This is a genomic window from Gymnodinialimonas phycosphaerae (assembly GCF_019195455.1).
GTDB lineage: Bacteria > Pseudomonadota > Alphaproteobacteria > Rhodobacterales > Rhodobacteraceae > Gymnodinialimonas > Gymnodinialimonas phycosphaerae.
In genome coordinates, this window is sequence record NZ_JAIMBW010000001.1 from 3,248,499 (window position 1) to 3,270,875 (window position 22,377).

At 59.5% G+C, this 22,377-nt stretch carries 19 protein-coding genes; 12 read left to right on the top strand and 7 right to left on the bottom strand.

Features of this window, described 5'->3' with window-relative positions; genetic code table 11:
* Positions 1–2 precede the first annotated feature (2 nt).
* From mnmG to KUL25_RS16170, 4 genes are read left to right on the top strand one after another with little or no spacing between them, the layout of a single operon-like run.
* The gene (gene mnmG / locus KUL25_RS16155; protein ID WP_257893861.1) at positions 3–1,877 is read left to right on the top strand and encodes a tRNA uridine-5-carboxymethylaminomethyl(34) synthesis enzyme MnmG; all 1,875 of its coding nucleotides are present in this window, start codon (positions 3–5) and stop codon (positions 1,875–1,877) included.
* On the top strand, positions 1,874–2,509 hold the full coding sequence (gene rsmG, locus KUL25_RS16160; protein ID WP_257893862.1) for a 16S rRNA (guanine(527)-N(7))-methyltransferase RsmG: 636 nt from the start codon (positions 1,874–1,876) through the stop codon (positions 2,507–2,509). Before mnmG ends, rsmG begins: the two co-directional genes overlap by 4 nt.
* A gap of 1 nt (position 2,510) precedes the next feature.
* The gene (locus tag KUL25_RS16165) at positions 2,511–3,290 is read left to right on the top strand and encodes a ParA family protein (RefSeq protein ID WP_068355930.1); all 780 of its coding nucleotides are present in this window, start codon (positions 2,511–2,513) and stop codon (positions 3,288–3,290) included.
* Positions 3,290–4,195: a ParB/RepB/Spo0J family partition protein gene (locus tag KUL25_RS16170; RefSeq protein ID WP_257893863.1), complete on the top strand. Its 906-nt coding sequence runs from the start codon at positions 3,290–3,292 to the stop codon at positions 4,193–4,195. Before KUL25_RS16165 ends, KUL25_RS16170 begins: the two co-directional genes overlap by 1 nt.
* Before the next feature lie 3 nt (positions 4,196–4,198).
* Here KUL25_RS16170 and hemW read toward each other — a convergent pair whose 3' ends face one another.
* Genes hemW through rph form a run of 3 tightly spaced genes read right to left on the bottom strand, consistent with a single transcriptional unit; the run spans position 4,199 to position 6,682 of the window.
* Entirely contained in the window at positions 4,199–5,371 is a 1,173-nt protein-coding gene (gene hemW, locus KUL25_RS16175) for a radical SAM family heme chaperone HemW (RefSeq protein ID WP_257893864.1), read from the bottom strand.
* A complete protein-coding gene (gene rdgB, locus KUL25_RS16180) occupies positions 5,358–5,972 on the bottom strand; it encodes an RdgB/HAM1 family non-canonical purine NTP pyrophosphatase (RefSeq protein ID WP_257893865.1) in 615 nt (204 codons plus the stop codon). The genes hemW and rdgB overlap by 14 nt, the downstream gene beginning before the upstream one ends.
* Positions 5,969–6,682 (bottom strand): ribonuclease PH, encoded by a 714-nt coding sequence (rph, locus tag KUL25_RS16185; RefSeq protein ID WP_068355915.1) that lies wholly within the window; start codon positions 6,680–6,682, stop codon positions 5,969–5,971. Before rph ends, rdgB begins: the two co-directional genes overlap by 4 nt.
* A gap of 106 nt (positions 6,683–6,788) precedes the next feature.
* Between rph and hrcA the strand changes: the two genes are divergently transcribed.
* Together hrcA and KUL25_RS16195 are read left to right on the top strand one after the other, a co-directional pair.
* Positions 6,789–7,853 carry a heat-inducible transcriptional repressor HrcA gene (hrcA, locus tag KUL25_RS16190; protein WP_257893866.1) on the top strand — a complete coding sequence of 355 codons (1,065 nt, stop codon included), beginning with the start codon at positions 6,789–6,791 and terminating at the stop codon, positions 7,851–7,853.
* Positions 7,854–7,871: 18 nt separating this feature from the next.
* A complete protein-coding gene (locus KUL25_RS16195) occupies positions 7,872–8,435 on the top strand; it encodes a nucleotide exchange factor GrpE (RefSeq protein ID WP_257893867.1) in 564 nt (187 codons plus the stop codon).
* 18 nt (positions 8,436–8,453) lie between these two features.
* Here the strand turns inward: KUL25_RS16195 and mutS are convergent, their stop codons facing one another.
* A complete protein-coding gene (gene mutS, locus KUL25_RS16200; RefSeq protein ID WP_257894882.1) occupies positions 8,454–11,087 on the bottom strand; it encodes a DNA mismatch repair protein MutS in 2,634 nt (877 codons plus the stop codon).
* Between the two features lie 123 nt (positions 11,088–11,210).
* Between mutS and KUL25_RS16205 the strand changes: the two genes are divergently transcribed.
* Positions 11,211–13,475, top strand: coding sequence for an NADP-dependent malic enzyme (locus KUL25_RS16205; protein ID WP_257893868.1), 2,265 nt, complete (start codon positions 11,211–11,213; stop codon positions 13,473–13,475).
* A 133-nt stretch (positions 13,476–13,608) separates the two neighbouring features.
* On the opposite strand, the gene dnaJ is transcribed toward KUL25_RS16205, so the two are convergent.
* Positions 13,609–14,763: a molecular chaperone DnaJ gene (gene dnaJ, locus KUL25_RS16210; protein ID WP_257893869.1), complete on the bottom strand. Its 1,155-nt coding sequence runs from the start codon at positions 14,761–14,763 to the stop codon at positions 13,609–13,611.
* A 71-nt stretch (positions 14,764–14,834) separates the two neighbouring features.
* Positions 14,835–16,757: a molecular chaperone DnaK gene (gene dnaK / locus KUL25_RS16215; RefSeq protein WP_257893870.1), complete on the bottom strand. Its 1,923-nt coding sequence runs from the start codon at positions 16,755–16,757 to the stop codon at positions 14,835–14,837.
* Between the two features lie 177 nt (positions 16,758–16,934).
* On the opposite strand from dnaK, the gene KUL25_RS16220 reads away from it, so the two are divergent.
* Positions 16,935–17,534 (top strand): alpha-ketoglutarate-dependent dioxygenase AlkB family protein, encoded by a 600-nt coding sequence (locus KUL25_RS16220; protein ID WP_257893871.1) that lies wholly within the window; start codon positions 16,935–16,937, stop codon positions 17,532–17,534.
* Between the two features lie 56 nt (positions 17,535–17,590).
* Here the strand turns inward: KUL25_RS16220 and KUL25_RS16225 are convergent, their stop codons facing one another.
* On the bottom strand, positions 17,591–18,412 hold the full coding sequence (locus KUL25_RS16225; protein ID WP_257893872.1) for an ABC transporter permease: 822 nt from the start codon (positions 18,410–18,412) through the stop codon (positions 17,591–17,593).
* A 138-nt stretch (positions 18,413–18,550) separates the two neighbouring features.
* On the opposite strand from KUL25_RS16225, the gene cysQ reads away from it, so the two are divergent.
* From cysQ to galU, 4 genes are all read left to right on the top strand, one after another.
* On the top strand, positions 18,551–19,348 hold the full coding sequence (gene cysQ / locus KUL25_RS16230) for a 3'(2'),5'-bisphosphate nucleotidase CysQ (protein WP_257893873.1): 798 nt from the start codon (positions 18,551–18,553) through the stop codon (positions 19,346–19,348).
* Complete coding sequence (locus KUL25_RS16235) at positions 19,345–20,157, top strand: 3-deoxy-manno-octulosonate cytidylyltransferase (RefSeq protein ID WP_257893874.1); 813 nt, start codon at positions 19,345–19,347, stop codon at positions 20,155–20,157. Before cysQ ends, KUL25_RS16235 begins: the two co-directional genes overlap by 4 nt.
* Positions 20,154–21,383, top strand: a complete 1,230-nt coding sequence (locus KUL25_RS16240) for a glycosyltransferase family 2 protein (RefSeq protein ID WP_257893875.1) — start codon at positions 20,154–20,156, stop codon at positions 21,381–21,383. Before KUL25_RS16235 ends, KUL25_RS16240 begins: the two co-directional genes overlap by 4 nt.
* 94 nt (positions 21,384–21,477) lie before the next feature.
* Entirely contained in the window at positions 21,478–22,371 is an 894-nt protein-coding gene (galU, locus tag KUL25_RS16245; RefSeq protein ID WP_257893876.1) for a UTP--glucose-1-phosphate uridylyltransferase GalU, read from the top strand.
* The last annotated feature ends 6 nt before the right edge of the window (positions 22,372–22,377 follow it).

Consider the following 22,377-nt stretch of genomic DNA (forward strand, 5'->3'; position numbering starts at 1 on the left):
GAGTGTTTCACGTGAAACATCCAGATTACGATGTGATCATAGTTGGCGGCGGACATGCGGGCGTTGAGGCTGCGGATGCTGCGTGTCGTGCTGGGGCACGGACTGCTTTGGTCACACTGCGCAAGGACGATCTGGGTGTAATGTCGTGCAACCCCGCGATTGGCGGGCTTGGTAAAGGCCACTTGGTGCGCGAGATCGACGCGCTTGGCGGCGTCATGGGTTTGGCAGCGGATGCGTCGGGTATTCAATATCGGCTGTTGAACCGCAAGAAGGGCGCCGCCGTCCAGGGGCCGCGAACGCAATCTGACAGAGAGTTGTACAAAGCCGCCATCCAAAGCCACGTAGGTAGAATTGAATCTTTAAGCGTTGTTGGGGGTGAGGTTTCTGATCTTGTCATGACATCAGGCGCGGTGGCAGGAGTGGTGTTGTCAGACGGACAAGAGATAGCTGCGCGGGCTGTTGTCTTGACAACCGGCACGTTCTTGCGTGGCGTCATCCACATTGGCGACAAGTCCCTATCCGGCGGGCGCTTCGGTGCCAATCCCGCGGTAAAGCTGGCAGAGCGTCTGGGAGAGTTGGATCTGCCACTTGGGCGTCTAAAGACCGGCACCCCGCCGAGGTTAGCGGGAAGAACGATCAATTGGGATTGCCTGGAGACGCAACCTGCCGATGCAGACCCGGTATTCTTTTCCTTTTTGACAACGCGCACGCAGGCTCGGCAAGTCGCGTGCGGGATTACGCACACGAACCCGGTGACCCATGATATCATTGAGAAAAACCTGGCTCGCTCGGCGATGTACGGTGGTCATATCGAGGGCGTTGGTCCGCGCTACTGTCCTTCAATTGAAGACAAGATCGTCAGATTCGCTGATAAATCTTCGCATCAAATCTTTCTTGAGCCGGAAGGGCTATCGTCGGACGTGATTTATCCGAATGGTATTTCGACGTCTCTACCAATGGATGTGCAGCTGGATTATGTGCATTCCATCAAGGGCTTGGAGCACGCAGAGATCCTTCAGCCCGGTTACGCGATTGAGTATGACTATATCGACCCAACGTGCTTGAATGATCGTCTGGGGCTACAGGATTACCCTGGCCTCTTTCTCGCCGGGCAGATCAATGGGACGACCGGATATGAAGAAGCCGCGGCGCAAGGTCTGGTGGCGGGCCTCAACGCGGCGTTCAGGGCGCTCGACAAGGAGGGTATCACCTTCAGTCGGCGGGATTCCTACATTGGTGTTTTGATTGATGATCTTGTCACCCGCGGTGTGTCAGAGCCGTACCGCATGTTCACATCCCGCGCTGAGTATCGCTTGTCCCTTCGCGCAGATAACGCGGACCAAAGGCTCTCACCCTTGGCGGCGAATCTTGATCTTCTTTCAGACGAGCGATTGGCAGCTTTCGACGAAAAAATGGCACGGCTGGCATCTGGTCAGGCTATTCTAGACGAAATGCGTGTCACGCCGAAGCAAGCGACATCCGCTGGTATGGGGGTCAATCCGGACGGAAAGAAGCGCTCAGGGTCAGAGCTGCTCGCGTTTCCATCGGTTGCGCTGAGTGATCTGGTTTCGCTAGAGCCGTCGCTTGGAGACATTGATGACGCAACGGCGAAACAGCTGAAGATTGAGGCAACTTATGCCGTGTACATTGAACGCCAGAATAGAGATGCAGTCGCGTTGAAAAGAGATGAGGCGAAGCCAATTCCAGCTGATTTCCCGTATGATTCGGTTGTCGGCCTGTCCAATGAACTCCGGTCCAAGCTTTCTCGGGTTCGCCCGACTTCTCTCGGGCAGGCGGGGCGTATTGACGGCATGACGCCGGCGGCTCTCGCTTTGATCCTTACGAAACTGCGGCAGCTTCAACGGCTTTCGGCATGAATGCCGACCACGCAAAAGCTTGGATCGCTGCACGTGTTTCACGTGAAACAATGGAGCGATTGGAGCTTTTCCTCACGCTTCTCCATCATTGGCAGAAGACAATCAATCTTGTCGCACCATCAACGCTTGATGCAGCGTGGAGTCGCCATTTTCTTGATTCAGCACAAATTTATGATCTTGCTCCGCAGGACGCGACTCGATGGTTGGATCTCGGATCCGGCGGCGGATTCCCGGGGCTTGTCGTGGCAACCCTCGCACGGGAAACACGGCCAGACCTCTCGGTCACTTTGGTGGAAAGCGACATTCGAAAATGCGGCTTCATGCGAGAAGCCGCAAGAAAGATGGATGTTCCCGTCAAGATTCTGACACGGCGTATTGCAGACATTCCACCTCAAGCAGCCGACGTGATTTCTGCCCGAGCGCTGAGCAGTCTTTCAAACCTTATCGATCACGCAAAGCCGCATATGACGCAAAACACCTGTCTTCTGTTTCCAAAGGGAAGCTCCTACAAGGCAGAGCTTGAAACCTTGTCCGATGACTGGCAAATCAAGGGTGAAACCATTGCCAGCTTGACGGATCCGGATGCAGTCGTACTCCGCTTTCAAGGCGTAAATACTCGGAAAGAGTGCTAAAATGCGGGTTGTGTCGATCACTAATCAAAAAGGCGGCGTGGGCAAAACGACCACGGCAATCAATCTCGGGGCTGCTCTGGCGGCCCGGGGAAAATCGGTGCTTATTGCCGACCTTGATCCACAGGGAAATGCATCCACTGGCTTAGGCATTGATGCAGGCGCACGTGGACGTACAACCTATGATCTTCTGATTGACGGCGCCGCGCTGGAAGATGTCGCGATTGCAACCGAGGTGGAGAATCTTTCGATCGCACCTGCAACAACGGACCTCAGCTCTACGGATGTAGAGCTTGGACAACGCGACAATCGCGTTTTTTTGCTGAAAGATGCCCTCAAACAGTCGAGCAAGACCTATGACTACGTACTTATCGATTGCCCGCCGTCGCTCAGCCTTCTAACGCTCAACGCCTTGGTTGCCTCGGACTCCATTCTAGTGCCGCTTCAGGCAGAATTCTTTGCGCTTGAAGGCCTGTCACAGCTTATGCTGACCGTCAGGGAAGTCCGCGAAACCGCGAACCCTTCGCTCCGTATTGAGGGTGTCGTTCTAACGATGCATGACGCGCGAAATCGTCTTAGCCGACAGGTCGAGGATGACGCCCGCGCCAACCTTGGGGACCTCGTGTTCAAAACGATGATTCCCCGCAACGTGCGCCTGAGCGAGGCACCATCTTTTGCCATGCCTGCTATTGCATATGATCCCATGTCAAAAGGCAGCCAGGCCTATCTGGATCTAGCGCAAGAGCTGATTGATCGCGAAGTTCAGACCATGGAGATGTCATAATGGCCAGAGGCACAGAGAAACGAGGTCTCGGTCGAGGCTTGTCCGCCCTGATGGCGGATATCGAACCCACTGCATCGTCCGTGGACGTCGCAGGTGGTTCCGCTGCCGCGCCCTCCAAGGGCGGTCGACTGGTTCCAGTTGAACAGATCAGTCCGAATCCAGATCAGCCGCGCCGGTATTTCTCTCAAGCTGCTATGGAAGAGCTTGCGGCATCGGTCCGCGAGAAAGGCATCATTCAGCCGCTTATCTTGCGCCCCGACCCTGCGGATCAAACGCGATATCAGATTGTCGCCGGTGAACGCCGCTGGCGAGCCGCTCAAATCGCGCAGCTGCATGAATTGCCCGCCATTGTGCGGGACTTCGATGATACCGAGGTTCTTGAAGTCGCCATCATCGAGAACATTCAGCGCGCAGACCTCAATGCCGTCGAAGAAGCGCAGGGTTATCGCCAGTTGATGGAAAAGTTTGGCCATACACAGGATCAACTCGCGACGGCCATGGGGAAGAGCCGCAGCCATCTGGCAAACACTATGCGCCTGTTGCAACTGCCAGAAGAGATTCAGACACTTCTGCAGGAAGGCCATCTGTCCGCTGGCCACGCCCGTGCGTTGATCACGGCAGACGATCCAATCGCCCTGGCGCGCCGCGCCGTCAAGGATGGCATGTCCGTTCGTGAGGTCGAGAAGGCTGCGAAATCTCTTGGTGAGCTCCGCAAGAAGAAACCACGCCACGCGGCATCAGAAAAGGACGCAGATACCCGCATCCTTGAAAGTGACTTGTCTCGCATACTAGGGATGGGTGTCGTGATCGATCACGACGCAAACGCCGGCGGTGGAAAACTATCTATTAAATACAAAGACTTATCACAGCTGGACGATCTGCTTAGGCTGTTGAATACCAGGTAGCCGCTAGGCCAGCAGCTCTCGCAATATGCCGTTCAGCACGGGCCGCCCTTTGGCTGTGGCCCTCAAGTGGGAGCCATGTTGTTCGATCAGCCCAAGATCCGATAGTTCTGCGACTTTGCTTGCATCCACAGACTCTCCGCGAAGGAGAGAAAACCTATTCAAATCAGACCCTTCTGCAAGGCGCAGGGACATCATCAGGTATTCTTCCGCTTGTTCGCTCGGGGTGATTTCCGTTCGCTGGCTCGCTCCAGACCCTGTGTTGGACACCGCATCAAGCCACGTCTGGGGTTGCAAGAACGTCTCCGTCGCAAACCTGCGGCCGTTCAATGAGACCCGCCCATGGGCACCGGGCCCGACACCTGCGTAATCCCCGGAACGCCAGTACACCAAATTGTGCCGGGATTGCCCGAAGTCCGACGCGTGGTTCGAAATCTCGTAGGCTGGCAAACCCGCAGCGCCGCATAAATCCTGAGTCAGGTCATACATGTCAGCGCTCAGATCTTCGCCCGGAAGCCCCTTCAACCCACCGCGCGCGTGGCGTGCTCCGAAGGCTGTGCCCGGCTCGATCGTCAACTGATAGAGCGACAGGTGATCTGCGGCCAAATCCAGCGCCTGGGTCAATTCAGCCCGCCAATCTGCAAGGCCTTGATCTTGCCGCGCATAGATCAGGTCGAAACTCACCCGTTCAAACGCGGCCTTTGCAACATCAATCGCCGCGTAAGCTTCCCGCACCGAATGTAGACGGCCCAAACGCTTCAAATCAGCATCATTCAATGCCTGCACACCCATGGAGACGCGGTTCACCCCCGCATCACGATACCCGGCGAACCTGCCCGCCTCGACCGATGAGGGATTCGCTTCAAGCGTGACCTCCAAATCGTTGGAAACGGGCCAAAGCCGCCGAATAGCCTCTAGAATGGCAGCAACACTGGACGGTTCCATGAGCGAGGGTGTGCCGCCGCCGAAGAACACACTCCCCAACGTGCGCCCAGGAAGTTCTGCGGCAATCCTGTCGATCTCGCTCAAATAGGCCCGCAACCAGGCACCTTGATCGATCTGGGCCGAGACGTGGCTATTGAAGTCGCAGTAGGGGCACTTGGCCTCACAAAACGGCCAATGGATGTAGAGGCCGAAGCCCCCCGCCTGCCAATCTGCCGTGGGCTCACTCGTCGCCAAAGATTTTCACCAGCTGCGCCACGGCTTTCGCGCGGTGGCTGATCTTGTTCTTCTCCCAGCGATCCATCTCACCGAAGGTGATCGTGTATCCATCGGGTTGAAAGATCGGATCATAGCCGTGACCCTCCGCCCCGCGCATTGGCCAGACGACCTGGCCTTCCATCACGCCGGGGAACACCTCGTCATGACCATCGGGCCAAGCCAGCACAAGCGTACAACAGAACCGAGCGGTTCTGGGGTGCGCGGCGCCAATGGCCTCCAACTCTCGATGTGTCCGCTCCATCGCCATGACGAAATCACGCCCGCTGGCTGTTTCCGCCCAATCGGCGGTATACACACCGGGCGCGCCGTTCAGAGCGTCGATCTCGATCCCGCTGTCATCGCTCAGGGCAGGCAGGCCAGTCGCCTGCGCTGCCGCATGAGCCTTGATCCGGGCGTTTCCGACAAAGGTTGTCTCAGTCTCGTCGGGTTCCGGCAGATCGTGGTCGGCGGCCCCACTGACGCTGATGCCAAACGGCTCCAACAGGTGCCGCATCTCGTCGAGCTTGCCTTGGTTATGAGTCGCGATCAGCAGCTGATCGCCGGTGAAACGCCGTGTCACGAGGTCGCCGCAGCCTGGGCTTTCACAAGTTCTGCGATGCCCTTTTCCGCCAGACCATAAAGCTCGTTGAATTCATCCCGCGAGAACGTGGCGCCCTCTGCGCTGGCTTGCAATTCAACCACCTGGCCTGCGCCGGTCATGATGAAGTTGCCGTCGGTTCCAGCTTCAGAATCTTCCGGGTAATCGAGGTCCAAAATCGGCTGTCCCGCATAGATCCCGCAGGACACGGCGGCAATGTGATCGACGATCGGATCGGTGACAATCTCGCCGGATTTCAGAAGCTTGTTCACCGCCAACCGCAAGGCAACCCATCCGCCCGTGATCGCGGCGCATCGAGTCCCGCCGTCGGCTTGGATCACATCGCAATCCACGGTGATCTGACGTTCACCCAAGGCCGAGCGGTCGATGCCAGCGCGCAAGGACCGCCCGATAAGCCGCTGGATTTCTTGCGTCCGACCGGATTGCTTGCCCGCCGCCGCTTCGCGCCGCATCCGTGTGTGGGTCGCGCGGGGCAGCATGCCGTATTCCGCCGTCACCCAACCCAGACCCGAATTCTTCAGAAACGGCGGCACCCGCGCTTCCAAAGTTGCGGTACACAGCACATGCGTATCGCCGCAACGGATCATGCAGGACCCTTCCGCATGGCGTGTCACGTCTGTCTCAATGGAAATGGCGCGCATTTCGTCTAGGTTTCGGCCGGAAGGACGCATAGATATCTCCTGTTACACACGGGACGGGTGATGTTGCAGTCGGGATAGTCCGGTGCAGTGTCATCCTGCAACCCCGAAGGCCTCACAAACCGGAATGCTGAACGACATGACGGATCAAGGAAAAATCCTCGAAGACCTGAACGACCGTTCGCGCGAAGTCTTTCGCCGCGTGGTTGAAGGGTATCTGGAAACGGGCACGCCCGTTGGCTCTCGTACCTTGACGCGGACACTGTCCGAGAAGGTTTCCGCCGCCACAGTACGCAATACGATGCAGGATCTGGAGTATCTGGGGCTTCTGGACAGCCCCCATTCGTCGGCGGGGCGCATGCCAACGCAGCTTGGATTGCGCATGTTCGTAGATGGATTTCTGGAGGTCGGTGATCTTTCGCATGACGACAAGCAAGCGCTCGACGATACACTTGGCACCAATGCCTCGGACGTCTCTGGCCTGCTGGATAGGGTCGGTTCCGCGCTGTCGTCTGCCACCCATGGGGCCAGCCTTGTACTGACGCCCAAGCGCGAAGCGCCCATTCAACACATTGAATTCGTGACGCTCTCTGCCACCCAGTCGCTTGTGGTTCTTGTGTTCTCGGATGGGCACGTTGAAAATCGCCTGTTCACGCCGCCCGCAGGTATGACTCAAAGCGCGATGCGCGAGGCGGCGAATTTCCTGAATGCCCGCATCGAAGGGCAAACCGTCAGCTCCATCCGTGCGCAGATCGAAGCAGATATCGAGACGCGGCGGCGCGAGATCGATGTCCTTGCCTCTGGCCTCATCGATTCTGGCCTCGCGGTGTGGGATGGGGCGGGTGACAATTCCGCGCGGTTGATCGTTAGGGGCCGCTCGAATCTCTTGTCTGATACGCAGGAATCAGAAAACCTGGACCGTATTCGCCAGCTTTTTGATGACCTTGAGCGCAAGCGTGACATCACCGAATTCCTTGAATTGACCGAGGATGGCGACGGTGTGCGCATTTTCATCGGCTCAGAGAACAAGTTGTTCTCACTTTCGGGTTCCTCTCTGGTGGTGTCTCCCTATATGAACTCTGATCGAAAGATCGTCGGAGCAGTCGGGGTCATCGGCCCCACCCGTTTGAATTACGGGCGCATCGTTCCGATTGTGGATTACACGGCACAGCTGGTTGGACGGCTGATTTCCGACCGGTCCTGAGAGGCCAAAGAGGGTACTATGGGCGAGAGAGACGAAGATTTTTTTGAAGATCAGCACGCGGAAGACGAGGCCCCCGAAGTGTCACTGGCGCAAGAGGATACCTCGGGCACGGACGCGGTGATTGCGGCGCTTGAGGCTGAGCGGGACGAGCTGCGCGACCGTATGTTGCGTGCCATGGCCGAGGCTGAGAACATGCGCAAGCGCGCCGATCGGGATCGCCGAGAGGCCGAGCAATATGGCGGCTCCAAGCTGTCGCGCGACCTCCTGCCGGTTTACGATAACATGCGCCGCGCGCTGGACGCGGCTGACGACAGCACCCGCGAAGCCGCTGGTGGTCTTGTGGAAGGCGTCGAGCTGACGATGCGTGAGTTGATCAGCATTTTCGGCAAGCATGGCATCGTGCCCATCGTCCCGGAAATCGGCGACCGTTTCAATGCGCAGGAACACGAGGCGATGTTTGAAGCACCCGTTCCCGGCACCAAGGCCGGCGACATTATCCAAGTGATGTCTGAAGGATTCCTGCTGCACGACCGTCTGTTGCGCCCTGCGCAGGTTGGCGTGTCTTCGACGCCCGCTAGCTGACACCTGGAGGTGGTGGAGCTAGCCAAGCTCGGCCTTCAGCTCATAGAGCAAATTCAACGCCTCACGCGCCGTCATCTCATCGGGATGCACGGCGCGTAGTTTTTCTTCCACCTGGCTTGGCTTGGTGAGCTTTGGTGCAGGGGCAGGGGTCATGGCAAATAGCGGCAAATCATCGATGACCGCTTTGCGCTGCCCGCCCTCGCGTTCGCCTTTCTCCAAAGCATCCAATACGATCTGCGCCCGCGTGATCACCGCGTCTGGCAGACCCGCCAGCTTGGCGACCTGCACCCCGTAGGATCTGTCCGCCGCGCCTTCCTTGACCTCGTGAAGGAAGATCACCTCTCCCTCCCATTCCTTCACGGCTACCGTGGCGTTGGTCAGCCCGTCCAGTTTCGACGCAAGCGATGTCATCTCGTGGTAGTGGGTTGCGAAAAGCGCCCGGCATTGGTTGGTTTCATGCAGGTGTTCCAGCGTGGCCCAAGCGATCGACAATCCATCATAGGTGGCCGTGCCGCGCCCGATCTCGTCCAGGATCACCAAGGCGCGGTCGTCCGCCTGGTTCAGAATCGTCGCGGTTTCCACCATCTCGACCATGAAAGTCGAGCGCCCGCGCGCCAAATCGTCCGAGGCACCGACCCGGCTGAAAACCTGACTTACCAGGCCGATCCTCGCATGCCGGGCAGGCACGAAACTGCCGATTTGTGCCATAATTGCCAGTAATGCATTCTGGCGCAGGTACGTTGATTTACCTGCCATGTTGGGACCGGTCAGCAAGGTGATCGCGGCGCCGTCCTCGGCGGAAAGGTCGCAATCGTTCGCCACAAACGGCGCGCCTTCCTTTGCCAAAGCAGCCTCCACCACAGGGTGGCGACCGCCTTCGATGACGAAGGTTCGATCTTCTGTCATTTCCGGCTGTGTCCAATCGCCTTCCCGCGCCCTGCGGGCGAGGGCGGCTGCAAGGTCCAACTCCGCCAATCCCCGCGCGGTCTGTCCGATCTGATCCTGTTGTTCCAGAATGGCAACTTGCAGAGACTGGAAAAGGGTCTTCTCAATCTCCAGCGCCCGATTGCCAGCGTTGAGGATCTTGGTCTCCAACTCGGACAGTTCTACAGTGGTGAAGCGAACTTGGTTGGCCGTGGTCTGGCGATGAATGAACCGTTCCGACAGCGGTGGGTTCAGCATCTTTTCGGCGTGGGTTGCCGTGGTCTCGATGAAGTATCCCAGAACGTTGTTGTGTTTGATCTTCAGGGCGTTCACGCCCGTTGCCTGCACGTATTCCGCCTGCATCGAGGCAATTACGCCGCGTCCTTCGTCCCGCAGTGTCCGCGCCTCATCCAGTTCTTCGTGATAGCCCGCCGCGATCAACCCGCCATCGCGCAGCTGTACGGGAGGTTCAGCAACCAGGGCGGCGTCCAGCAGTTCCGAAAGCTGGTCATGCCCTTCAAGATGCGCGACGGCATCCCGCAGCAGTGGCGGCAGGTCCACGTCTTGCAACCGGTCGGAGAGCCGAGCAGCACCGGACAGCCCGTCGCGAATTGCCGTCAGATCCCGAGGAGCGCCGCGATCCAACGCAAGGCGTGACAGCGCGCGGTCAAGGTCGGGTATGCGCCGCAACTCACTTTCAAGATCGTCTCTAATCTGCGTGTCAGAGACAAAAAACCCAACGGCTTCATGCCGCGCGCGAATGACCTCCAAGTCGGTGGAGGGACCCGTCAGCCGCCGTTCCAGTAGCCGCGCACCGCCTGCGGTTTGAGTGCGATCCAGTACCGACAGCAGCGAATTGGCCCGTCCACCGGACAGGGCATGGGTCAGCTCCAGGTTGCGGCGAGTGGCGGTATCCAACTGCAACAGCCGTTCTGCCGATTGCTGACGCGGGGCGCGCAACAGGGGCAACGCGCCTTTCTGGGTCAGCTCCAGATAGTCGATCAACGCGCCCATGGCCGAGATTTCGGCCCGTGCAAAGCTGCCGAATCCCTCCAACGTTGAAACGCCGAACAACTCCGTCAGCCGCTTCGTGGCCGAGGCGCTATCGAAAGAGCCCGGCGACAAAGGTGTCACCGCAGCCCCCAGTTCTGCGATAGAATCCTGACGGGCGATGTCCAACCCGTCGGACACCAACACCTCTTTCGGCGAAAGCCGGGCCAATTCTGGCCCCAACCGAACGGCGGGGCAGCGCATCACGCGGAAATCACCGGTCGAGATATCGCACCACGCCAATGCCCCCTCGCCACGCACGTCGGCGTAGGCGGCAAGATAATTGTGCCGCCGCGCTTCCAGCAACGTATCCTCGGTCAACGTGCCAGGCGTGACCAGGCGCACGACCTCGCGCCGCACGACAGCTTTTGAGCCGCCGCGCTTTTTGGCGGTCGCGGGGTCTTCCATCTGCTCGCAAATACCGACGCGAAAACCTTTGCGGATCAGGGTCAGCAGGTACGATTCGGACGAATGCGCCGGCACACCGCACATGGCGATATCTTCGCCATTGTGCTTGCCGCGTTTGGTCAGGGCGATGTCCAGCGCCTCGGCGGCGGCGACGGCGTCGTCAAAGAACATCTCGTAGAAGTCGCCCATCCGGTAGAACAGCAACGCATCGGGATGCTGTGCCTTGATCTCCAGATATTGCGCCATCATCGGCGTCACTTGCGCGTTCATATCCAATTCCCCCACGGCTGAATCTATACGAACCAAAGCCCCGGTTTGAAGCGCAATCGGTAGCTCGGGCGGTTGCCCCCACGCGCACGGCGCGGTTAAGTCGGCGGACTTAGGGAGGAACGCATGGCCGACAAACAGAAAGTCACCCGAGAAGAGGCGCTGGCCTACCATCTGGAACCACGCCCGGGAAAGATTGACATCAACGCGTCGACGGCGATGGCGACGCAGCGCGACCTGTCGCTGGCCTATTCGCCCGGTGTGGCGGTCCCCTGTGAGGTGATCGCCGAAAACCCAGAAACGGCCTATGATTACACGACCAAGGGCAACATGGTTGCCGTGATCTCCAACGGGACGGCGGTTTTGGGGTTGGGGAACCTGGGCGCGCTGGCCTCCAAGCCGGTGATGGAGGGGAAGGCGGTTCTGTTCAAACGCTTCGCCGACGTGAACTCCATCGATATCGAGCTGGATACCGAGGACGTCGACGAGTTCGTGAACGCCGTGAAGCTGATGGGACCGTCGTTTGGCGGCATCAACCTTGAGGATATCAAGGCGCCTGAATGCTTCATGATCGAGAGTCGCCTGAAGGAGTTGATGGATATCCCCGTATTCCACGACGACCAGCATGGCACCGCCGTGATTTGTGCCGCCGGATTGATTAACGCGCTGCATATCAGCGGCAAGAAGATCGAGGACTGCCGCATCGTCCTGAACGGTGCCGGGGCGGCTGGAATCGCCTGTATCGAACTGCTCAAAAGCATGGGCGCACGGCATGAGAACTGCATCGTTTGCGACACAAAAGGTGTTATTTATCAAGGCCGTACCGAGGGGATGAACCAGTGGAAGTCGGCCCATGCCGTCACCACCAAGCTGCGCACGCTGGAAGAGGCGATGGAGGGCGCGGATGTTTTCCTTGGCGTCTCTGTCAAAGGTGCCGTGACGCCCGAGATGTTGAAGGCGATGAACGACAACCCGGTGATTTTCGCCATGGCCAACCCCGATCCCGAGATCACCCCGGAAGAAGCCCACGCCGTGCGAGCCGATGCGATCGTCGCGACGGGGCGGTCGGATTATCCCAATCAAGTCAACAACGTACTCGGTTTCCCCTACCTCTTCCGAGGGGCGCTGGATGTCCATGCCCGCGCGATCAACGACGAGATGAAGATCGCATGCGCCAACGCCCTCGCCGACCTGGCGCGCGAAGATGTGCCCGATGAAGTCGCGATGGCCTATGGGCGCAAGCTCAGCTTTGGGCGTGATTACATAATCCCGACGCCCTTCGATCCGCGGCTAATTTACATGATCCCACCGGCTGTTGCGCAAGCGGGCATGGATACGGGCGCTGCTCGTCGGCCGATCATCGATCTGGAGGGGTATGCGACCGATTTGAAGGCGCGGATGGATCCGACCTCTTCGATCCTGCAAGGGGTATATGCGCGGGCGCGGAACGCACAGGCGCGGATGATATTTGCCGAAGGCGATGACCCGCGCGTGCTGCGTGCCGCCGTGGCGTATCAGCGGCAGGGACTGGGGCGTGCGCTTGTGGTGGGACGTGACAGTGACGTGAAGGAGAAGCTGGAGGCCGTGGGTCTTGGCGATGCCGCCCGAGAGTTGGAGATCGTGAATGCCGCCAACACCCGGCACTTAGAGATGTACAAAGACTTCCTCTATAATCGTTTGCAACGGAAAGGTTTTGACAGAACCGATATACACCGCCTTGCCGCGCGCGACCGGCATGTGTTCGCCTCGCTTATGCTGGCCCATGGTCATGGTGACGGGATGCTGACAGGGGCAACGCGCAAGTCAGCGCAAGTTCTTGAAATGGTAGGAAAAGTCTTTGACGCGCGCGCGGAAGACGGGGCCGTGGGCGTGACGGCGTTGCTGCATAAGGGCAAGATCGTTCTGATCGGGGACACGCTGGTGCACGAGTGGCCCTCGGACACCGATATGGCTTTGATTGCAGAGCGTGGTGCCCAGGTCGCGCGCGGTTTGGGGCTGGAGCCTCGGGTCGCGTTTGTCAGCTTCTCGACGTTTGGTTACCCGGTGTCGGAGAGGGCAGAAAAGATGCACCGCGCGCCGGAATTGCTGGACGCGAAGGGTGTTGATTTCGAGTATGAGGGAGAGATGACCGTCGATGTTGCCCTGAACCCCGCAGTCATGGCGCAGTATCCGTTTCAGCGCCTAAGCGGACCCGCGAATGTGCTGGTCGTGCCGGCCCGACATTCCGCTTCGATCAGCGTGAAGCTGATGCAGGAGATGGCCGGCGCGACCGTGATCGGTCCGATCCTGACGGGTCTGGATCGCCCGGTTCAGATCGCCTCTACGGTCAGTACCTCGAACGACATTCTGAACATGGCGGTGATGGCGGCCTGTGAAATTGGGCGGACCTGAGGGGCCAAAAGACGGTGTAAAGAACTTGTAGTCTTTTCGTAACTACATCGATCTTGCCAGAACCGCTGCGAAGAAAAGGCCCGCGGGGGAAAACCGCGGGCCTTTGCTGAGGGGTCCAAGATGTGGAACGTGGTCAGTCGCGGACCTTGTCCCAAAAGCTTTTGACCTTGTCGAAGAACCCCGAGGCGTTCGGGTTGTTGTTCTTCTTGCACAGCTCCTCGAACTGACGCAGCAGGTCTTCTTGATCACCGGTCAGGTTCACCGGGGTTTCGACCATCAGTTCGATATACATCTCGCCCATACCGGGCCCCCGTAGGGCGGGCATGCCTTTGCCGCGCAGGCGCATTTGCCGCCCGGATTGAGAGCCCTCGGGCACGCGCACACGGGACCGGCCACCATCGATCGTCGGAACCTCGATTTCACCGCCCAATGCGGCGGACACCATCGAGACTGGAACGCGGCAGAACAGGTCCATGCCATCGCGCTGGAACAGCGGGTGGTCCTGAACATCGACGAAAATGTAAAGATCGCCGGTCGGCCCGCCGCGCAATCCTGCCTCGCCCTCGCCGGACAGGCGAATGCGGGTTCCGGTTTCGACACCGGCGGGGATATTCACGCTAAGCGCGCGATCTTTTTCCTGACGCCCGGCACCGCCACAGGAGCGGCAGGGGTTTTTGACGATCTGACCCATGCCGGAACAAGTCGGGCAGGTGCGTTCAACGGTGAAAAAGCCCTGCTGGGCACGGACCTTGCCCATGCCGGAACAGGTGGGACAGCCGGTCGGTTCTGCGCCCGCTTCGGACCCTGTGCCATCACAGGCGCTACACGCCACTGACGACGGCACGGTGATCTGCTTGGTGAGGCCGTTATAGGCATCTTCCAAGGTGATCGAGAGATTATAGCGCAGGTCCGAGCCGCGAGTGGCTTGCGTGCGCGCGCCGCCGGGCCGCCCGCGCTGGCCGCCCATGAAATCACCAAAGAGGTCTTCGAAGACGTCAGAGAAAGCGCTTGCGAAATCGCCCTGACCCTGGCCGCCGCCCCGGGGGCCGCCCGCCATGCCGCCATCAAAGGCCGAATGACCGAACCGATCGTAAGCCGCCTTCTTGTCGGCGTCTTTCAGGACGTCGTAGGCCTCATTCGCTTCTTTGAACTGAGATTCGGCTTCCGGATTGTCGGAGTTGCGGTCGGGGTGAAGTTCTTTCGCCTTCTTGCGATAGCCCTTCTTGATCTCATCAGCGCTCGCGCCTTTAGAGACGCCAAGCACCTCGTAATAATCGCGTTTTGCCATGGTTTTTTCTTTCGGTAACGCGAACGCCCGGCCGGAAATCTATCCGGCCGGGCGAACGGGGTTACAGGAGATCAGCCGCGCTTGCGGTCGTCGTCGAGGTCTTCGAAATCGGCATCGACGATGTCTTCGTCCACACCGCGTTCTTCTTCCTCGGGGGCGTCGCCACCTTCTGCGGCTTCGGCTTTCTCAGCCTCGGCCTTGTAGATCGCTTCACCCAGACGCATCGCTGCTTCGGTCACGTTCTGGATGCCGCCCTTGATCTTGGCGGTGTCGTCGGTTTCCAGCGTTTCCTTCAGCGCGTTCAAGGCCAGCTCGATCGCCTCGACGGTAGAGGCGTCGACCTTTTCGCCATGCTCTTCCAGCGACTTCTCGGTCGAATGCACAAGGCTTTCGGCCTGGTTGCGGGTTTCGACAAGGTCCTTCTTGTCCTTGTCGGCTTCCGCATTCTCTTCGGCTTCGCGGACCATCTTTTCGATGTCCTCGTCGGACAGACCGCCCGACGCCTGAATCGTGATCTGCTGTTCCTTGCCGGTGCCCTTGTCCTTGGCGCCCACGGACACGATGCCGTTGGCATCGATGTCGAAGGTCACTTCGATCTGCGGCACGCCGCGCGGAGCGGGTGGGATGCCTTCAAGGTTGAACTGGCCAAGGATCTTGTTGTCAGCGGCCATCTCACGTTCGCCCTGGAACACACGCAGGGTCACGGCGCTTTGGTTGTCGTCCGCCGTCGAGAAGATCTGCGATTTCTTCGTCGGGATCGTGGTGTTGCGGTCGATCAGGCGCGTGAACACACCGCCGAGGGTTTCAATACCCATCGACAGAGGCGTCACGTCCAGCAGGACCACGTCTTTCACGTCGCCTTGCAGAACACCGGCTTGAATGGCGGCACCAAGGGCCACGACCTCATCAGGGTTCACGCCTTTGTGGGGCTCTTTCCCGAAGAACTTGGTCACTTCCTCGATCACCTTGGGCATCCGGGTCATACCGCCGACCAGAACGACTTCGTCGATCTCGGACTTGCTGAGGCCCGCGTCTTTCAACGCAGCGGCACAGGGCTTGATGGAGGCCTTGATCAGATCGCTCACGAGGCTTTCCAGCTTCGCACGGGTCAGTTTCATGACCATGTGCAGCGGCTGGCCGTTGGAGCCCATGGAGATGAACGGTTGGTTGATCTCGGTCTGCGAGGCAGAGGAAAGTTCGATCTTCGCCTTCTCGGCCGCTTCTTTCAGACGCTGAAGCGCCATCTTGTCAGCGGTCAGGTCGACCTGGTTTTCCTTTTTGAACTCCTCCGCGAGGTAGTTCACGATCCGCATGTCGAAGTCTTCACCACCCAGGAACGTGTCGCCGTTGGTGGATTTCACTTCGAACAGGCCGTCGTCGATTTCCAGAATGGTTACGTCAAACGTACCGCCGCCAAGGTCATAGACGGCGATGGTGCGCGTCTCTTTCTTGTCGAGGCCATAGGCGAGGGCGGCTGCCGTCGGCTCGTTGATGATGCGCAACACTTCGAGGCCCGCGATCTTGCCCGCGTCCTTCGTGGCTTGGCGCTGTGCGTCGTTGAAATAGGCAGGCACGGTGATGACCGCCTGCGTCACGTCTTCGCCGAGATACGACTCAGCCGTTTCTTTCATCTTTTGCAGGATGAACGCCGAGATCTGCGAGGGGGAATACTTCTCGCCCTTTGCTTCGACCCAAGCGTCGCCGTTGCCGCCGTCGACGATCTTGAACGGAAGGTTCTTCTTGTCCTTCTCCAGATGCTCGTCGTTGATGCGACGGCCGATCAGGCGTTTGACGCCGAAGATCGTGTTTTCCGGGTTCGTAACCGCCTGACGCTTGGCGGATTGGCCAGCGAGGCGTTCGTCGTCCGTGAAGGCGACGATGGACGGCGTCGTGCGCGCGCCTTCTGCGTTTTCGATCACGCGGGGTTGCGAGCCATCCATGATAGCCACGCAGGAGTTGGTTGTACCGAGGTCGATACCAATGACTTTAGCCATGTGTTGTCCCTTTCTTAAGCGAACAGGCGGGAACGGGGCTTGATGCTGCAGCCCCCGCGCCGCCTTACCATTGACTTTAGGCGGCACCAGAAGTGCCCACCCGAGTTCGGACGGTATATAAGAACCGTGATTTAGGGCTGCAAGCGTCCGCGTCCCACGGAATCCGAGGAATCTGCGATGAATGTCCAAGTCGGTGGAATTGTTGTGCATCAGGAACACCTGAATGCGGCGGATCAGGCCGATTTGGTGGAACAGGTGCGCCGGGTGGTGCGGTCCGCGCCGCTGTATCGGCCCGAGACGCGGACGGGCAGGGCGATGTCGGTTCGGATGACCTCGGCCGGGACATTCGGGTGGATCAGTGATCGCAGGGGCTATCGCTATGACCGCAAGCACCCGGACGGCATGGAATGGCCGCCGATCCCGCCGGGGGCCCTGGACATCTGGCGCGCCGTGTCCGGCGTGGCCCGTGATCCGCAGAGCTGCCTGATCAACTATTATGACGCCGACGCCAGAATGGGGATGCATCAGGACCGGGATGAAGGGGATTTCGACATGCCTGTCGTCTCTGTGTCGTTGGGGGATGAGGCACTGTTTCGGGTCGGCGGCCCGGAACGCGGCGGCAAGACGCAATCGATCTGGCTGAAATCAGGGGATGTGGCGGTGATGGGCGGGACTGCCCGGCTGAACTTCCACGGGATTGACCGGATCAGAGCGGGCTCGTCCGCCCTCCTGCCGAAAGGGGGGCGGATCAACCTGACGATGCGGGTCGTGGAATAGGGCTCAGTTCTCGCGCAATTTGATCCGAAAACCGGTTTTCACTTTGTGGATTGCGCCTAGCGTTTTGCTTCCCAACTGGAGGAGGCATGTTTGCGGGTATACGCCTCTAGCATCATCCCGAACAGAAGCGCCCCCAGCATGAAGTAGAAGGGATAGGCGACGTTGGTGTTGTGCGGGAAGTAATTCACGAACACATAGCCTCGCGTCTGATCGATGATGTGGAACAGGGGGTTCCACTGGAACGCGGGCAGCATCATCGCGGGCATCATGTTGGCAAGGAACATCTTGCCCGAAAAGATCATATTCGCGCGGATGTAGACCATGGACAGGATCTGCACGAGATCCGGCATCCACGGCTTCCAGGCCATCAGAATGATCCCCAAGGCCACGCCCACACCCCACGCCAGAAGGAACATCCGCATGGCGCCGGGCCAATCATTGATGTGCACTGGCGCAACCACGGTATGGATCAGCAGCAGAATGCACATGACGGCAATGGTCTGCGTGTAAAGCACGGCCAACGCCTCGGAACAGATGGAAACAAGCGTGTTCATCGGCGCGTGCTGCATCATCGCACTGGTCGGCCCGTCGGCGCCCATCACGGCGCGAACGGTCTGAATGTGGGTCAGGTACAGGAAGATCCCCGACATCAGGTAGACCATGAAGTTCCCGCGCAGGGCGGCGGTACGGCCCCCGAGGAAGCTGAACATGAAGTAGAAGGCGGCAATGAACATGACGCTTTGTATGATCGACAGGGCAATGGCCAGGATCGCATTGCCGTGGTTTTTGCGGACCTTACGCGCAGCCGCGTGGAACGTGACCTCCATGAAATTGAAGATCAGCCCCAGCGTGGACGTGGACGTCCGGGTTTCAAACATATCGCCTAATCCTTGCCTGCCGCCCCGTGTGGTTCAGCTTGTTGTTCGCGCAACGCCCATAGGCTTTGCTTGCCGTTCCTACACGCGCAGTTGATAACGCCTTAGGTATTAATTTTCAATTCAACGTCAGGTGAACGTATGGATCACGAAAAACTTGTTGCCGTCATGCGCGCTGCTGCCTTGGAAGCGGGCGATGCGATCATGGAGGTTTACGGCGCAGAGGATTTCGACGTGAAGGTCAAATCCGACGACAGCCCCGTGACAGAGGCCGATGAGGCCGCGGATGCGATCATCTCGCGGCATCTGCGCGCAGCCTTCCCCGAGGTGACGCTGGTGACCGAAGAGCAGGCCGATAGCCACGGGTTGAGCGCCGATCAGTTCCTGATCGTCGACCCGCTGGATGGCACGAAAGAATTCATCAAGCGCCGCGGAGATTTCACCGTTAACATCGCGCTGGTCGAGGGTGGCGTGCCCGTGCGCGGCATCGTCTATGCGCCCGCCAAGGGGCGGTTGTTCTACACGACGGCTGATGGTGTGAGTGTTGAGGAAGCGGGCCCGTTTGACCCTGATGCGCCCGGTAGGCTTGATCAGATTGGCGTGTCGAAGCCTGATAACGCCGCGCTGCGCGTCGTGGCAAGCAAATCGCACCGCGATCAGGCAACGGATGATTACATCAACAAATACGCCCATACGGACATGAAAAGCGCGGGCTCGTCTTTGAAGTTCTGCCTTGTCGCGACGGGAGAGGCCGACATTTACCCCCGCCTGGGCCGCACCATGGAATGGGACACGGCGGCGGGCGACGCGGTCCTGCGCGGGGCTGGCGGCAAGATGGTCCGGTTTGAAGATCACGCAGCCTTCGACTACGGCAAGGACGGCTTCGCCAACGGGTTCTTCATCGCCTACGCGCCGGGCGTGGAGTTGAAGCAGCCATGACGGTTGCCTGTGTAATACCGGCCCGCTACGCCTCGACCCGCTATCCGGGCAAACCCTTGGCGATGCTCACCGGGGCCACGGGGGAATCGGTGTCGTTGATCGAGAGATCCTGGCGCGCGGCGCAGGGGGTTTCTGGCCTTGATAGTGTCTACGTCGCCACCGACGATGACCGCATCGCCGATGCCGCGCGGGCGTTCGGGGCAGAGGTTCTGATGACCTCATCGGAGGCGCGCAACGGGACGGAACGCTGTGCCGAGGCGCTGGAGATTCTTTCATCTCAAGAGGGGGGCGACGTCGAGATTATCGTGAACCTGCAAGGCGACGCACCCCTGACGCCGCCATGGTTCCTGGAAAAACTAGTGGCGGGCTTGCGCGGCGATGCGCAAGCCGCGATCGCCACGCCGATCCTGCGCTGTGATGGCGAAACGCTGGCGGCGCTGAAGGCAGATCGCGCGGCGGGGCGCGTGGGAGGCACGACAGCGGTGGCCGATAGCAAGATGCGGGCGCTCTACTTTTCCAAGGAAGTCGTGCCGTTCACGTCCGAGGCCTACGCCCCCGACGCCGCCACGCCGGTGTTCCACCACGTCGGCGTTTACGCCTACCGCCCTTGGGCGCTGCGGGCCTATCCGCATTGGTCTGTCGGCCCGTTAGAGACCCTTGAAGGCCTTGAACAGCTGCGTTTCCTTGAGGCTGGCCACCCGGTTTTATGCGTCGAAGTGGAAGCCAGAGGCGCCAAGTTCTGGGAATTGAACAACCCCGAGGATATCCCGAGGATCGAGGCGATGTTGCAAGAGATGGGCGCCCCTTGACCCAATCGCGCCTGAGCGTTGTTGTCGTCAGCGCCGGACGACCCGATGCCCTTCGGCGCTGTCTTCTCAGCCTGTCACAACAGGCCACCGCCGGGTGCGAGGTGATCGTTGTCGCGGATGCAGGGGGGCAAGCCGCCGTGCGGACGTTGCCCGTAGTTGGTGCCTTGAAGCTGCTGCCGCAACGCCAGCCCAATATCTCTGCCGCGCGCAATGCCGGGATCGGTGCCGCCGCAGGCGATATCATTGCCTTCATCGATGACGATGCCGTGGCCGAGCCTACCTGGTCTCAGGCCGTCCTCGACGCCTTCGCCGTGCCCGATCTTGCCGCGATCACCGGCCCGGTCCTGGGGCGCAACGGGATCTCTCTCCAATGGGGGCCCCTTGCGGTGAACGGGGTCGCTCACGACATCCAGGTAGAGCCTGATACGCCGATCAGAGACGGTTTCGCGCGTAAACTGCAAGGCACCAACATGGCGTTTCGGCGCGAAGCGCTGGTGCAGATGGGCGGCTTCGACAAAGCGCTGCATTTCTACCTTGATGACACGGATATCTCGTTCCGGGTTGGTCGTGCGGGGCTGGCCACGGCTTGGGCGCCGCGCGCGGTTGTCCATCATGGGTTTGAGGCGAGCACCCGCCGGACCCAGGCGCGCGTGCCCCTTAGTCTGTTCGATATCGGCGCATCGACGGCTGTCTATCTGCGCAAGCACGCGCCCGAGGATCAGCGAGAGAACGCGCTGCGCGCATTGGAGGCCGCGCAAAGCACGCGGCTGTTGCGTCTGGCCAGAGCCCGAAAGCTGAATGCGGCCAAGATGCGAGAGTTGATGGAGACCCTTCGCGAGGGTTTTAAGGCGGGCCAAGCGCGCGTGAGCCATGAGCCGAAGATCGGCTCTGACACAGGCGATTTCGACCCGTTCCAATCGACCAACCCACCACCGCATCGCGTCTTGTCGGGGCGGTCGTTCCAGCTTAACCGACTGCGCGCGGAGGCGGCCGAGCTGGTCATCAAGGGGCACCCCGTCAGCCTTTTCGCGTTCGAGCCGACGCCGCGCAAGCACCGGGTGCGCTTCACGGATGGTGGTTGGTGGGAACAGACGGGCGGTCTTTTTGGTCCCTCGGATCGCGCTGGTTCAAGGTTTCAATTCACGTCATTTCGCGCGCGGATTGCTGCCGAAACCCGTCGTATTTCTGCCACGCGCGGCATTGCTCCTGACAGGGATTCAAATTGATCGTTTCCACGTTCGCTTTGCTTTGTTAACGTGCCAGTTAAAATAATACAGCAGAATACCGCGCAAAAGCGGCACTGCGTTCTAGGGGCAAGGCATGAAAAAAAGAGTTACCAAGGCGATCTTTCCAGTCGCGGGTCTCGGCACCCGTTTCCTTCCGGCTACCAAATCGATCCCGAAAGAGATCATGACGTTGGTCGACCGTCCGCTTATCCAATACGCGATCGATGAGGCCCGTGCTGCTGGCATCAAGGAATTCATTTTTGTGACCAGCCGCGGGAAGTCCGCGTTGGAAGACTACTTCGACCATTGTCCGGAACTTGAAAGCACCCTGCGCAAAAAGGGTAAAACCGAGATGTTGGAGATGCTGAAAAGCACCAACATGGACAGTGGCGCGATTGCCTACATGCGTCAGCACAAGGCGTTGGGTCTGGGTCACGCCGTCTGGTGCGCCCGCCGTCTGTTGGGCAATGAGCCGTTTGCCGTGATCCTGCCCGATGACGTGATCGCAGCAGAGACGCCCTGCTTGCAGCAAATGGTCGAGGCCCACGCAGATATCGGCGGCAACATGGTCGCTGCGATGGAAGTGCCGGATAACAAGACCTCGTCCTATGGCATCCTGGATATCAAGGAAGACATGGGCTCAGTCGTGTCGGTGAAGGGCATGGTCGAGAAGCCGGATCAGGGCAAGGCGCCGTCAAATCTTGCCGTGATCGGGCGCTACATTCTGTCGCCTGACGTCATGGGCCATCTTAACAAGATCAAATCCGGCGCGGGGGGCGAGATCCAGTTGACCGACGCCATCGCGCAGGAAATTTCCAGCGCCGACAACGTCTATGGCTATCGCTTCAAGGGGCAGCGGTTCGACTGTGGCTCCAAGGCAGGTTTCCTTCAAGCCACCGTCGCCTTTGGCCTTGCGCGGGATGATCTGCGCGATGAATTCCAGGATTACCTTGCCGACATGATGTCGGTTCGCAACGCCGCGCAGTAGCGGCGC

Coding starts and splice junctions, on each gene's coding strand:
- KUL25_RS16235 (WP_257893874.1), top strand. CDS start 19,345: ATGACGGTTGCCTGTGTAATACCGGCCCGCTACGCCTCGACCCGCTAT.
- cysQ (WP_257893873.1), top strand. CDS start 18,551: ATGGATCACGAAAAACTTGTTGCCGTCATGCGCGCTGCTGCCTTGGAA.
- KUL25_RS16195 (WP_257893867.1), top strand. CDS start 7,872: ATGGGCGAGAGAGACGAAGATTTTTTTGAAGATCAGCACGCGGAAGAC.
- KUL25_RS16165 (WP_068355930.1), top strand. CDS start 2,511: ATGCGGGTTGTGTCGATCACTAATCAAAAAGGCGGCGTGGGCAAAACG.
- KUL25_RS16225 (WP_257893872.1), bottom strand. CDS start 18,412: ATGTTTGAAACCCGGACGTCCACGTCCACGCTGGGGCTGATCTTCAAT.
- rsmG (WP_257893862.1), top strand. CDS start 1,874: ATGAATGCCGACCACGCAAAAGCTTGGATCGCTGCACGTGTTTCACGT.
- galU (WP_257893876.1), top strand. CDS start 21,478: ATGAAAAAAAGAGTTACCAAGGCGATCTTTCCAGTCGCGGGTCTCGGC.
- KUL25_RS16220 (WP_257893871.1), top strand. CDS start 16,935: ATGAATGTCCAAGTCGGTGGAATTGTTGTGCATCAGGAACACCTGAAT.
- hrcA (WP_257893866.1), top strand. CDS start 6,789: ATGACGGATCAAGGAAAAATCCTCGAAGACCTGAACGACCGTTCGCGC.
- KUL25_RS16205 (WP_257893868.1), top strand. CDS start 11,211: ATGGCCGACAAACAGAAAGTCACCCGAGAAGAGGCGCTGGCCTACCAT.
- KUL25_RS16170 (WP_257893863.1), top strand. CDS start 3,290: ATGGCCAGAGGCACAGAGAAACGAGGTCTCGGTCGAGGCTTGTCCGCC.
- dnaK (WP_257893870.1), bottom strand. CDS start 16,757: ATGGCTAAAGTCATTGGTATCGACCTCGGTACAACCAACTCCTGCGTG.
- mutS (WP_257894882.1), bottom strand. CDS start 11,087: ATGAACGCGCAAGTGACGCCGATGATGGCGCAATATCTGGAGATCAAG.
- dnaJ (WP_257893869.1), bottom strand. CDS start 14,763: ATGGCAAAACGCGATTATTACGAGGTGCTTGGCGTCTCTAAAGGCGCG.
- rph (WP_068355915.1), bottom strand. CDS start 6,682: ATGCGTCCTTCCGGCCGAAACCTAGACGAAATGCGCGCCATTTCCATT.